This is a genomic window from Aquicoccus porphyridii (assembly GCF_008369105.1).
Classification (GTDB): domain Bacteria; phylum Pseudomonadota; class Alphaproteobacteria; order Rhodobacterales; family Rhodobacteraceae; genus Aquicoccus; species Aquicoccus porphyridii.
This window is the reverse complement of record NZ_VINQ01000036.1, coordinates 1-12,166: the sequence shown is the minus strand read 5'-3', so window position 1 is coordinate 12,166 and position 12,166 is coordinate 1. Positions and strand designations below refer to the sequence as shown.

Genomic DNA, 12,166 nt, shown 5'->3' with positions numbered 1-12,166 from the left:
CTGATCTTCGCAATCGTCTCCACAACCAACATCCCCAACTCGCTCCCTCATGCATCTGAGGAAGCATCAAAACAGAAATATCAGGGGGGTCACTTTTGGACGCCGATTACCCCGCTACGGGGTCAATTTTGCACGCCTGTTCACAATCAGGCGATCTGTTCGCTGGATTCGGTGAAACCGCTCGAAGGGCGGCGCGGATGGAGCGCGGAGCAACTCAGCACCTACAACCGTGAACGGTTCGAAGACCTGATCTCGGCCAACTGGGACCTTGTGATCATCGACGAGGCTCACCGAATGGGAGGCAGCACGGATCAGGTTGCGCGGTACAAGTTGGGTGCGGCACTTGCCGAAGCTGCACCTTACCTTCTGCTTTTGTCGGCAACGCCGCACCAAGGGAAAACGGATCAATTCCACCGTCTGATGCAGCTGCTGGATCGGGACTCTTTCCCCGATGAGAACAGCGTCTCGAGCGATCGCGTGCGCCCGTTCGTCGTGCGGACAGAGAAGAGGCTTGCGATCGATGCTGAAGGCAAGCCTCTGTTCAAGCCACGGATGACCCGCATTCAGGCCGTCGCCTGGCTTGACCGACACAAAGCACAGCAAGGTTTGTACGAAGCGATCACTGAGTATGTTCGCCACGGCTATAACCAAGCCATGGCATCGAAGCAGCGGCACATCGGCTTCTTGATGATCCTTATGCAGCGTTTGGTGACGTCCAGCACCGCAGCTATCCGTGCAACCTTGGAAAAGCGACTCCTCGCCCTGGACGACGACCAGCGACAACTTCAGCTCTTTTCCACCGAAGGTGTCGGAGACTGGCATGAGCTAACGGGTGATGACCAGATCGATATCGCCGTGGCCTTCGATGCCTTGGATGACGAGCGAAAAGACGTTGAGGCACTCTTGTTCCTCGCTCGTGAGACAGAGGCGCAAGGAACAGACGCAAAAGCCGAAGCACTCCTTGAGCAGATCTACAAGATTCAGCAGGAGGAAAACGATCCTGAACTCAAGGTTCTGGTTTTCACCGAGTTTGTTCCGACCCAGGCCATGCTCGCGGAATTTCTCGAAAGCAGGGGGTTCTCGGTTGCAACTCTCAATGGGAGTATGGACCTCGAGGCGCGTGGCCGCGCGCAGCGGGCATTCTCCAAGGATGTGCGTATCTTGATCTCGACGGACGCTGGCGGCGAGGGCCTCAATCTTCAATTCTGCCATGTCATCATCAACTTCGACATGCCGTGGAACCCGATGAGGGTCGAGCAGCGTATTGGGCGCGTGGACCGCATCGGGCAACCGCATATTGTGCGAGCCATCAATTTCGTACTCGAAGACACCGTCGAGCATCGGGTTCGCGAAGTTCTCGAAACAAAGCTCGCTGTGATCGCAGAGGAATTCGGCGTGGACAAAGTTGCCGATGTGATGGATTCGGTCGAGGCGGAGCCACTGTTCGACGAACTTTTTGTTCAGGGGATCCAAGACCCGGCATCGATCGAAACAGAATGCGATGCCGTTCTGACGCAGCTTCGTTCCTCGTTGGCAGAGAACCGGAAGAATAGTGATCTGCTCGCCGACGGCCATGAACTAGAAGCCGATGATGCGCGCAAGTGGCGAGACCATCCGGCACAGTTTTGGCTGGAGCGGGCAATCACAACTGGCCTCCCTGCGCGGGGGGGAGAAGCCAAGAAGGAAGGCGATACCTGGCGGATACGGTGGGCCGATGGCACAGAGTCATCTTCGGTGTGTTTTGATGCGCGCACCGCGGGAGATCGGCCCGAAGTTGAGTGGGTCACGCTGGAAGATCCAAGAGCGCAGGCTTTGATTGCTGATCTTCCGCGTTGTATCGCCGGTCAACCCGTCCCCGCTGTCCGCATTACAGGCCTGCCTGATAGTGTGAAAGGCGTTTGGTCGCTTTGGGAAGTCAGTCTGGCAGCTGACGACTTCAGCCGCCGCCGCTTCCTATCCGTTTTCGTCAATGATGAAGGGCGCGCCTTCCAACCAACGGCAAAACGCATTTGGGACGTGCTTCTGACGGAGCAGATCGAGCCGATTGCTGCGCCTCAGATCGAGGCGCCGCGCGACTGGTTCGAGAGATCGAAAGCGGCTGCGGTCACGCAAGGAGAGCGGGTGTTCTCCGATCTTGTGACAGAGCACAAGGCTCGGATCGAGGAAGAACGCGAACGCGCACTCTATGCTTACGAAGCTCGACACCAGGCGATTGGCAGAGTGGGGCTTCAGACTGTTCGTGATTATCGACGGAAGCGGCTGCAGAAAGAACATGAAGCTCGGATGGCGCAGCTCGATGCTGCGGCCTCCTACTCGCCCGATCTCAATGCCCTCCTCGTGTTGCGAATTGGCGAAACGGTGGCTGGTGCACGATGAGTATTTGGGCTGATCGTATCCTGCGGGAGTTTCCCGCAGATCTGTCTCGCTTGTGGATCGCTTTGGATCCGGATGGCCTGCTCTTGGATGAGACCATTCTGCTTGGGCTTCGCGAACGCGAATTTGAGGTTCTCCCGTTCGAAGATTCTGTTTCGTTTAGAACCGAGTATGAAGAGCGTTATCGATCCGCATGGGATGTGGGTCAGAAAGGTACCGCGAAGGCGCTCATCCTGCAGTGGCGGGGCGCGGACATTAATTCCATCCCTTGGGACTACATCAGGGCAGCACGACAAGTCAGCCTGAGCTTGGCTGATCTTTTTCCCAATTTGAATTATGGTGTCGTCCGCAAGCTCGAATCTGAACACCATGAAGGGCTGTTCCAAGCCTATCAGAAGCATGTGACGCAGCTGCTCGGTGAGGCTGAGACCAAGAATTTTGTCCTCACGCACATCTTCAGGCTTAGCCCTTATCTGCTGAATCGACCGGAGGATTTCTGGCGAGAAGCTCTGCGGCTTCACTATCGCGGGGCTGGCCTTCCCAGCCTATTTGCAGACCATGTCGCAACCGTTCTTCGGGACACATCTCTTGGAAGTCTTCCGATTAGTGAACTGCTCGCCTCAAAACCCTTTATGCTCCGCGCAATACAGGAATCTTGGGCGCGTTTCGTCGCAAAATATGGCGTTGAACCTGATGCGCGCGGCAGGGATCAGGTGCCGGTCGAAGGCCATGCGTATGACGTGCCCTTTGATCACCCCGACGTCAGGGTCATCATAGATACCATGTTCTTCGAGGGAGCCCTTCAGCCTATTGAGGCAAGTGTTCGTCCTGAGCACCTTCCCGATTGGATACAGGTTGGTCTGATCGATGACCCTCAGGCACTTGCGCATTTGGTGTCGGAGGGAGCGAAAAGGAACGCAGCGAGTCTACCCTCGGAGGGGGCGTCGCATCGAGATTGGGTAGAGACGGCGCGCCGCCTTGGAGAACTCATCTACCGCTTCAACGAACTGAAGGCGGCGGACGCAGATAACCTGCAGGGGCAGCTCCAGAGTTTGCAAAGAGAGGCCGATGCCCGCCTCAAGGATTGGGTGCTTCAGCATTTCGCAGACTTGCCCTCCCTACCCGTCGCAAAAGCGCCGGTGATGGTACATCACGTGCCGCGCTATCTCGCGATGCGCAGGGGCTTTGGCGAAGATCGAATTGCTCTTCTTGTCTTTGATGGTTTGGCATTGGACCAGTGGGCCCAGATCAGGGACCACCTGTCGACCAAGCTTCCCGACTTTTCCGCCGACGAGGGCGGCTGCTTTGCGTGGCTGCCGACGCTGACGTCAATCTCTCGCCAGGCGCTATTTTCGGGCCTCAAGCCACGGGAGTTTCAAAGCTCGATGGATTCGACGGCACAAGAGCCGTCTCTCTGGACGAAGTTCTGGCAGGAAAACGGCCTCCGGAAGCCAGAGGTCGTTTTCCAGAAGGGGCTCAAACGTTCCGACCAATTGGCTCTACTCGAGGACGTACTTTCAAAGCCGACGACCAAGGTCGCGGGCCTTGTCGTCGATATGGTCGATGAAATTGTCCACGGAGCAATGCTTGGGAAACGCGGGATTGCTGGCCAAATTCGCGAATGGTGCGATACCGGCTTCATTGAAAAGCTGTTTCTCATGCTTGCTCAGCACGGCTATCATATCTACCTGACTGCGGACCATGGCAATGTTGATGCCGACGGCATTGGACGGCTCAGCCAGGGCGTTGTCTCCGAGATGAAGGGTGAGCGCGTCAGGGCCTATCGCAGCGAGGACCTTGCTGCATCCGTTCCGCCCGATATCGATGCATTTCAGTTTAGCGGTCCAGGGCTTCCGTCCGACTTCTTGCCAGTTTACGCGAATGAACGCGGCGCGTTTGTGCCAAGAGGGAACAAGATCGTTGCTCACGGAGGAATGGCGTTAGAGGAACTGGTTGTGCCGTTTGTGAAGATAAGAATGAAGAAAGAAGAACATGCGAGCGACAGCACCTCAGATAGGATTTGACCGCTTCATCCGCCTCGAGTGGGCGAAAAAAGCGCTGGAAGTCAGGGCCGGTCTCGCTGACATCAGCGAGCTCGATGCTCTGTTGGAAGAAGCCCATTCAGGGCCTGCGGCTAGGAAGAAGACCAGAACCGTACTGAACCGCCTTTGGTTGGAGCCGCGAAAAGATCTGGAGCCTTTTGCTCAACGCGGCGTGGAACTGTTCCAATCGGCACCATCTACCCCGCCGGCGGCCCTGACATGGGGCATGGCTATCGTGACATATCCCTTCTTCGCCAAAGTGGCCGAGATCGTTGGCAGATTGACCTCGCTTCAAGGCGACTGCACGACCGCTGAAGTGCATCGTCGGATGGCAGAAATCTATGGCGAACGTGAGGGGACCAGACGGATGACCAATATGGTCCTTCAGTCTCAGATAGACTGGGCGCTGCTCGATCGAAGCGACAACGGCAAGACGCTAACCCGGAAGAAAGCCTGTGCGTTGGAAGGATCGGACCTCATGCGTTGGATGACAACTGCCGTTTTGGAAGCCGTAGGTCGTCCTGTCGGGCTCGGAACGCTAGTGGCCCAACCTGTGATTTATCCCTTTGGCCTTGGCGACAATCTTGGCTTTGTCCTCTCATCCGCGTCTGATCTTGATCTGCGCGCAGATAGTGCCGGAAACCAATCTGTCTCGCTCAGAGAATAGGCAACGTCTTTGGCGCTGCCTCACTTCGACGCCCGTGGATTCAGGTTCAACCAGTACCTCGTATGGCGTCGCTCACCGGTTCGGCTGAGCGCACCTTTCTCGACCAGGTCCTGCAGATCGCGGGTTGCGGTTGCGCGTGAAGTTCCGGTGATCTTGAGATAGTTGTCGGCGCTGAGTCCGCCTTTGAAACCGCCAGGGCCTTCCCGAAACATTCGAGCGATGGCCTTGGCCTGGCGTTCGTTCAACTGGTGCCTGTGACGATCGTAGAAGTGTGCCTTGCTGATGAAGAAGCCGACGCGGTCGAGTGTTGCCTGTTGGGCCTTCAAGACAACTTCTGCGAACCAGACGAGCCAATCGGTCACGTCGAGCGTTTTTTGATGTTGCTCGAGCTGGTCGTAGTAAGCCTTGCGCTCCTTCTCGATGGTGAAGGCGAGCGAGATGAGGGTTGGCTGGCCAATGTTCTGCGCCAGAGACTTTTCAGCGAGGGCGCGACCCAGGCGGCCATTGCCGTCTTCGAATGGGTGGATGCTCTCGAAATAGAGGTGGCTTAGCCCTGCGCGCGTCAGCGCTGGAAGCGGCTCTGCTCCCCCCGGCCCGGTCTTGTTGAACCAATCCGCGTATCGCTCCATCTCAGGCATGACCCGCTCCGAGGGCGGCGCTTCGAAATGGATCGTCGGCCGGTCAAGGCGGCCGGAAACGATTTGCATCGCCTCGGCATGTTGTCGGTAGGCCCCGATGGTTTCCAACCGACGGTCATGGGACAGTAGCATCCGATGCCAGCGGTACAGTGTCTCATGGGTCAGCGGCTCTGCAAAACTGGAATAGACATCGACCATCATTTCCGCGACGCCCTGTTCGCGCGGTTTGGCAGGGTAGCTGTCCGGATCGAGGCCCAGATGGCGGCGCAGCGAAGACTGGACACTGAGCCGATCGAGGATTTCACCCTCGATGGCACTCGTCTGCATCGCTTCCTCGCTGAGCAGTTCGATGCGGAGTTGCTCGCGCTCCGGCTGGCTGACATGATGGACCGCGCCGAGGATTTCCCCGGACGACAGGAGAAACGTCTGCTCAAACGGCTCCAGAGCGGAGGCGTCATACCGGAAATCCGGCCAATCGGGCAGCGTCCAGTTCCAAGCCATGAGTTATAGACATCCTTTCTATAACTCATATGTAGATCACTTGTGAGGCATAGAAGTCAACTCTATCGCTCAAAGGACCTGCAGGACGGGATGACCGACAAACCGAAGCGAGGTCGTGAGCTAAGCATTTTCAAGGTGCGACGGACCTTGCTGACGCAGTCCGGGGATCTCTGGATTGGCGGAGTCTTCTTTCGGCGCTTGAACGAGCGGTTCGTAACGAACGTCTGCAAAAGCGCCATCAAACCATGCTGGCTGCACGTCGCCATTGTTCCATTGATACAGGTAGCCAACCAGATTTTCAGATTTCTTGCAGAGGATGCGCATGATCGGTTCGCCAGTCAGGCGGGGCTTCGTGTTCATAATGCGTTCCTCCTAAATGGACCTCGTAACTCGTCACCATTGAGGTCTGAAATTCCTGTTAGCTGGTGTTAGGACTAGGTTTCTGCAACTGCAAGATGAACCGTCCCGGGTGGGCAAAAATCCACCGGTGAAATGCAAGTTGTCTTTTCAGATAGGTATCTTACGGCGCGTTCGGTTCATGCGGCGATGCAGCGCGAATGGCAATTTCTTCAAGGATCGCATCGATCTCGCTCCAGATGAGCGGTTCCACCTGGCCGCGGATCAGGGCCCATTTACTCAAGACGTCGAGGGGGTCGTGGTCCCGAAGGAGGACACTCAGGCTTGCCGCATTTACAGCCAGAGATGTACGGGCCTGCCACTGCGTGTTGCGAGTGCGCTGCTCCTCCGCGACTGGAGCGAAGACCGGCGACAGTTGCCAGCCTTTGACTGCACGGCGCAAGGCGGCACGCACCACATGTGCTGGCTCAACACCACAAGTCTGGAGCGCTGCTTCCTGTCGTTCGAGTGCGTTGACCCTGATGTCGATCTTGCGGGTCGGGCTCTTGGTCGCGGTCGATACGGGAGCATTCAGGTTGGTATGCGGGTCAGAGCTTTCCGCGGTGACTTGGTGCGGCGCCACGGCACCTTCCGGCACACACTCTGACTCGTGCCGATCAGCGTCAACGTCAGCGTCAACCGCCGGGGTGCCTGTCTTTGTTGCTGTGACCTGTGTCTCGTCTTCCTTCCCGGGAACCTCGCGGTCACCCTGTTGAAGGGTGGCGGCGTAGGCTGGGTCGGGCCTGGTGATGGTCGGGATCTTCTTGCGCAATCGACTGTCCTCACGCAGCAAGAATGTTGTTGAGGATGTCCGTCGCCTCCTCGAGCGCCTCGACGACATGACGCACATGTGGACGCATCAGAGGGTTTGGATCAGATTGCTTTTCCAGTGCCAAGGCGTGGAGAAGTCCCTTCTGGTCCATCTCCTTGTAGGTATTCCGCCGCATCATGACGGTCTCAATCACCGGAAAACGGGTGAGCGCTTCTTCAATCAGGGCGGCGTCGGCACGGGTTGTTTTCGGGTCGACCATGTTGAGGACGACGTGGTGGCGCGGAAGGCTGGTGGGGTCGTCAACACGGGATTTCAGCTTCTCATACCAATCGGCAGTCTGTGCGCCGACATCGAAATCAGACGTCGACAGCATGACGGGCGTCACAATGTGGTCCGCAAGCACCGCGATGCCATCTGACCATTCGGCACCGACCCCTGCGGTATCGATGAAGATGAAGTCTGCCGTGCCTGCCATGTAGACCTGATCGATCTGATCCTCGACACCCGCCACGGTTTCGACAGTTGCAGAGGAGAGGAGCGGCGAACTCAGGCAACCGGTTTGGGCCCGAGCATGCCAGGCCCCGAGTACTCTCGTGCTATCCGTGTCGATCAACATCACTCTGCGTCCGGCGGCGATCGCGGCGCTGATCAAGGCGCGCGAGAGCGTCGTTTTTCCACTGCCCCCTTTCCGGGCCATCGCTGCGATCACCACAAGATTTTCGTTCGGCATTCTGATCCTCCGCAAAAATAGGGAATCGCAACGATAATACCAAAATGTCGCTAAACGCATGAGACTGAGGGGTCAAGCAGAAGTCGGGATGCGACCCGCGTTTGGCATGCAGCGGGCGGCGTTGTGCGATGACCGTGCGACGTCTGCCGTGGCGCCTTCAGCATTCGTCGCGGGGCACCACACACCCTCCAAATGTCGGGATGCGCTCGGCGATGTACAGCGGACGGAATGCAGGTGACGGATAGCGCGCTCCAGACGACGGGAGGCAGTCTCGCGTATGTCGTTCCGCGGGTGACGCGAGACGGTTAGCACGCGGCAAAACCCGTCTTGCGGGGTGCAAGAGACGGGGCGCAAAAGACGCGATGCGCGATGCGGAGACCGCATCGCGTGGTGCAATGAGCGCGAAGCGCGATCCATTTGACAAAGGACGGGAAATCGCCCTTGTAGGGCGATTTTCTACATTGAGTACAAGCCCTTATGGCCGACTCCACTTGCGTTGGGAGTCGGCGGGCTTGTACGAAGTTGGCAAGAAATAGGAACGTTAACTTCAAAATGCCCCGCCGCCGCAGACTGTCAGAGATCGAGCGATCGACCATCGCCCAGGACCGCCGGAACGGCGTCTCCGCGGCGTCGTTGGCAGCCCACTACGATGTCAGCCTGAAGACGATCTACAACGTGGTGAACCACTGGGGTGAGCGTCAGACAGCGAACGGCAGCCGATCGCGGGTTGTGGGGATCCGGGTCTCGGACGACGACCTGCGCCGGTTCGACGCGGCGCTGTCGCGGCGCGGGATTGCGCACCGCTCGGATGCCATGCGCCGACTGATGCTGGCGGCCGAAGGTGTCTTCCTGCCCGACGACGAGATGTGTGACGAGTTGCGCAATCTCGGCGCCGCGCTCAACCGGGTTGGAAACAACGTGAACCAGATCGCGCGACGTCTGAACGAGGCCAAGGTGCGGGGCGAGAGACTGTCCTACCCGGCCTCAAGTCACCGTGACGTCCGCGCCCTTGCGGGTCTGGTCTTCGATTTGGCCGACCAGGTCCAGGAGATGTCGCGTGCGCGGCGCAGCGTGCTGGACCTTGAGATCAGTTCTGCTCTGGGGGGCCTCGCCGAGAGGGATGAGAATGGCGCGCAGTGACCGGGTCCGTGGCATCGACCCGGCGCTCTTCGACCGCGGCTGGAGCCGAGTTTCGGGATCCTGGCAGGGGCTTTCCAAGGGCGCGCAGATGGTTCGGGCCGCACGCGGCTATTCGCCAGCGATCTTCAAGGCTATCTCGAAAGGGGGCTGCCACACCGGGGCGCAGCTACGGGCGCAGCTCACATATCTCACGACGAAGTCGACCCATATCCTTGACAGCCGCGGCACCCATGACGGGAAGAAGCAGCTCGCGGAAGCCGAGATCAACCGAGTGGCGCGGCGGTTCGAGAACCAGTGGAACGAGCGCTATAGCCCCAAGCTTGGCCATACGTCGCATCTGCTAATGGCATTCCCGGTTGGGACCAGGGGTGAAGAGGTGCGCGATATCACCCAGGCGGTCTGCGAGAAGTTCTTTCAAGGTGAGGGCTCGCAATTCGACTATATTGCTGCAATACACCAAGATCGCGCGCATCCACATGCGCATATCGTTCTGAACCGCCGCAGCAAGGATGGCGAAATGTTCTTTCTCGGGAAGGATCATCACTTCAACTACGACGCCTTTCGCGAGGCGATGGTCGAGGCGGCCCAAGTTCATGGGATCCGCCTTGAGGCGACGCGTCGTCTGGATCGCGGCGTCACGACCTACCGCGCCGAGATCGATGAAATCTATAAGGCTCGCGACGAAGGTCGTCCCCCAGTCGAGCGCCAGAGAACCGGCGCTGACCTGGCGGCCGCTCTGGAAACCGTCAGGCACAACGCGTTGATCTACCGCGGGCTCGCGGCGGAGGCGTCGCGTTCGAATTTCGAAGACGTGGCCGAAGCGCTTGAGAGGGCCAGCACCATCCTTGCCAGTGGCGGTCAGATTCAATCTGACGGAGCCATCTACATGTCCCAAGACGAAGCAGCGTTCGACACGCTGATCACGGAGTTTTCTCAGAACATTCGCCAGATCGAGGCGGCGATCGACAGGGCGCCGGCGGCTGAGAGGCCGGTGATCGAGCGCAAGCTGACCGACGTTCTGGCCTCGGTCGCGCATTTGAACCCACTCGGGGATCGCTCCGCCGCCCTGGTCGATGCCCCGTCCCGAGACGGCATCTATGCAAGGCCGAACTTAAGTGAAGATCACCTCGCGCGTCTTGACGATGGAGAGGTGGCACCAAAGCTGGCCGAGGCGTTGCAAGGCACGGGCATTGATGCCGAGGCTGTGGCCGCGCGCCTGCGGGAAGGGGCAGGCAATGCCGCACTGGAACGCCAGTGGCTGGCACAGGATCTGCAGGGGATTGCCAAAGCGAGCGACCTCGATCTGGAGAAATCTGCTGACCGGGAAGACGCGCTCGACCGGCTGGAAGCCGTGCATGTTCGGTTGGGCGATGTTCTGACTGACGTGCGCGTCCTGCGCGCCCCAACCGAGATCGACGAGGTGGATGACGCTGAGGAAGTGCTCGGTGAGCGGTTGGCGGCACCAGGGGGTGATCTCGTGAAGGACGGGCCCGACATTTTTGCCCCATCGGAGCGGCAGGCGTTCAGGGCGCTGGTGGCGCAGTTCCGCCGGACGGATTTCGATCATCCGTTCTCCGACGACCCGTCTGTAAGGCGGGCCGGCGCCGTGGAGGTTGAAGAGGCCCGCGTCGCGTTCGGCGCCTATGCGCAGAGATCTCCGCAGCATGCCGAATTGGCCTCGATGGCCTGGGAACAGATGACTGACAGTCGAATGCCGCCGCAATATGCGGTATCGGCGCAGGACCGCACGCTTCATGCTGGCGACATGGACCTCGCCTTGCGGGATCCTTCGGATCATCTCGGTCCGATCACGGAAGAGCTCCGCACCCTCGCCCGATATCGCACGGAGATGTCGGATGACGAATTCGGGCAGGCCGTTAGGGGCGAAATCAACCACCTTCGTTCGCTCGGCGCGTCGCGTGCCTATATCAGCGAGCGCAGTTTCGAGATCGAGGACCAGGCGCGACAAGACTACGCCGAGCGCCGTTATCTGGAAGAGACCGCGCCAACGGTCATGGCCTTTGTGCAAAACGCCGACGTCGAGGGCCCGCTCTCCGAGTCAGAGCAGCAGGACATCGTCCGGCAGGTCAACGAACGGCTAAGCCCCGACGCAATCGACGCACTGCGGGCCGGTAACGCGGACGTCCTGGACACATTCACCGAGGATCCGCTGCGCCAGCTGGAACTCGCCAAGACCTATCTTCAAGGCAGCGAGGTCACCGCGCATGGCCCGGCCATGGAGCGCGTTCTCGATGCTCTGGCCGAAGAGCAGATCGAGGCGCAGCGCGCGCGCCACGCCGCGGCACATGGTGAGAAGGGGATCACCCATGGATAAAGGCAAGATTGCCCTCGGTGTGTTGAGCCTCGTGCTGGTCGGTCTCGCCATGGGCTATGTCGTGGCGACCGGCTTTGTCATGTTCCGCTATGGGCTTTCACCCACGCGTTTCGACGTCACCCTACTCGCCCGCGAATATCGGGGTCTGTCTCAGTCTGCGCCGAAGGACTTCCTCTGGGTGAACCTCATCCTTGGCGGCTTCGGCCTGGCATCGCTGATGCTGAGCGTCACGCTTCTGGGGGATGCATTGACCCGCTTCGGGACGACGCATTGGCAGACCCGCAGCGAGATGAAGAGGAACGGTTTCTTTGCCAAGCCCGGTGGCGGCTTCCTTCTGGGCAAGCTTGGCTCCCCGAAGTCCAAGCGCCCGTTCCTTGTCTCAAAAACCTTCCCCCACGCACTGATCGTGGCGCCCACGGGCCGCGGTGTGAACAGGCGTGCAAAATTGACCCCGTAGCGGGGTAATCGGCGTCCAAAAGTGACCCCCCTGATATTTCTGTTTTGATGCTTCCTCAGATGCATGAGGGAGCGAGTTGGGGATGTTGGTTGTGGAGACGATTGCGAAGATCAGG

The 12,166-nt window shown here is 59.0% G+C and carries 10 protein-coding genes; 6 read left to right on the top strand and 4 right to left on the bottom strand.

Annotated elements, in window-relative coordinates:
- The 3 genes from FLO80_RS21355 to FLO80_RS21345 form a co-directional block, all read left to right on the top strand.
- Positions 1-2,376 (top strand): DEAD/DEAH box helicase (locus FLO80_RS21355; RefSeq protein ID WP_246156782.1); only part of this gene is annotated, 2,376 nt, incomplete at its 5' end.
- Positions 2,373-4,397, top strand: coding sequence for a BREX-3 system phosphatase PglZ (gene pglZ / locus FLO80_RS21350; RefSeq protein ID WP_111369493.1), 2,025 nt, complete (start codon positions 2,373-2,375; stop codon positions 4,395-4,397). The genes FLO80_RS21355 and pglZ, both read left to right, overlap by 4 nt.
- On the top strand, positions 4,366-5,082 hold the full coding sequence (locus FLO80_RS21345) for a hypothetical protein (RefSeq protein WP_111369495.1): 717 nt from the start codon (positions 4,366-4,368) through the stop codon (positions 5,080-5,082). Before pglZ ends, FLO80_RS21345 begins: the two co-directional genes overlap by 32 nt.
- Before the next feature lie 20 nt (positions 5,083-5,102).
- Here FLO80_RS21345 and FLO80_RS21340 read toward each other — a convergent pair whose 3' ends face one another.
- The 4 genes from FLO80_RS21340 to FLO80_RS21325 all read right to left on the bottom strand — a co-directional run bounded on the left by FLO80_RS21340 (position 5,103) and on the right by FLO80_RS21325 (position 8,119).
- Positions 5,103-6,221, bottom strand: a complete 1,119-nt coding sequence (locus tag FLO80_RS21340) for a Fic family protein (protein WP_111369497.1) — start codon at positions 6,219-6,221, stop codon at positions 5,103-5,105.
- A gap of 120 nt (positions 6,222-6,341) precedes the next feature.
- Complete coding sequence (locus tag FLO80_RS21335; RefSeq protein WP_111369499.1) at positions 6,342-6,581, bottom strand: hypothetical protein; 240 nt, start codon at positions 6,579-6,581, stop codon at positions 6,342-6,344.
- A 160-nt stretch (positions 6,582-6,741) separates the two neighbouring features.
- A complete protein-coding gene (locus tag FLO80_RS21330; RefSeq protein WP_111369523.1) occupies positions 6,742-7,389 on the bottom strand; it encodes a hypothetical protein in 648 nt (215 codons plus the stop codon).
- Between the two features lie 10 nt (positions 7,390-7,399).
- Positions 7,400-8,119 carry a nucleotide-binding protein gene (locus FLO80_RS21325; protein WP_111369525.1) on the bottom strand — a complete coding sequence of 240 codons (720 nt, stop codon included), beginning with the start codon at positions 8,117-8,119 and terminating at the stop codon, positions 7,400-7,402.
- Positions 8,120-8,671: 552 nt separating this feature from the next.
- Between FLO80_RS21325 and mobC the strand changes: the two genes are divergently transcribed.
- Genes mobC through FLO80_RS21310 form a run of 3 tightly spaced genes read left to right on the top strand, consistent with a single transcriptional unit; the run spans position 8,672 to position 12,051 of the window.
- Positions 8,672-9,259 carry a plasmid mobilization relaxosome protein MobC gene (mobC, locus tag FLO80_RS21320; protein ID WP_111369527.1) on the top strand — a complete coding sequence of 196 codons (588 nt, stop codon included), beginning with the start codon at positions 8,672-8,674 and terminating at the stop codon, positions 9,257-9,259.
- Entirely contained in the window at positions 9,246-11,594 is a 2,349-nt protein-coding gene (locus FLO80_RS21315) for a relaxase/mobilization nuclease domain-containing protein (protein ID WP_111369529.1), read from the top strand. Before mobC ends, FLO80_RS21315 begins: the two co-directional genes overlap by 14 nt.
- Positions 11,587-12,051, top strand: coding sequence for a hypothetical protein (locus FLO80_RS21310; RefSeq protein ID WP_246156781.1), 465 nt, complete (start codon positions 11,587-11,589; stop codon positions 12,049-12,051). The genes FLO80_RS21315 and FLO80_RS21310 overlap by 8 nt, the downstream gene beginning before the upstream one ends.
- The last annotated feature ends 115 nt before the right edge of the window (positions 12,052-12,166 follow it).

Bases quoted from the DNA above. Each gene is read 5' to 3' on its own strand.
- pglZ (WP_111369493.1), top strand. From the start codon at position 2,373: ATGAGTATTTGGGCTGATCGTATCCTGCGGGAGTTTCCCGCAGATCTG.
- mobC (WP_111369527.1), top strand. From the start codon at position 8,672: ATGCCCCGCCGCCGCAGACTGTCAGAGATCGAGCGATCGACCATCGCC.
- FLO80_RS21335 (WP_111369499.1), bottom strand. From the start codon at position 6,581: ATGAACACGAAGCCCCGCCTGACTGGCGAACCGATCATGCGCATCCTC.
- FLO80_RS21325 (WP_111369525.1), bottom strand. From the start codon at position 8,119: ATGCCGAACGAAAATCTTGTGGTGATCGCAGCGATGGCCCGGAAAGGG.
- FLO80_RS21340 (WP_111369497.1), bottom strand. From the start codon at position 6,221: ATGGCTTGGAACTGGACGCTGCCCGATTGGCCGGATTTCCGGTATGAC.
- FLO80_RS21345 (WP_111369495.1), top strand. From the start codon at position 4,366: ATGCGAGCGACAGCACCTCAGATAGGATTTGACCGCTTCATCCGCCTC.
- FLO80_RS21310 (WP_246156781.1), top strand. From the start codon at position 11,587: ATGGATAAAGGCAAGATTGCCCTCGGTGTGTTGAGCCTCGTGCTGGTC.
- FLO80_RS21315 (WP_111369529.1), top strand. From the start codon at position 9,246: ATGGCGCGCAGTGACCGGGTCCGTGGCATCGACCCGGCGCTCTTCGAC.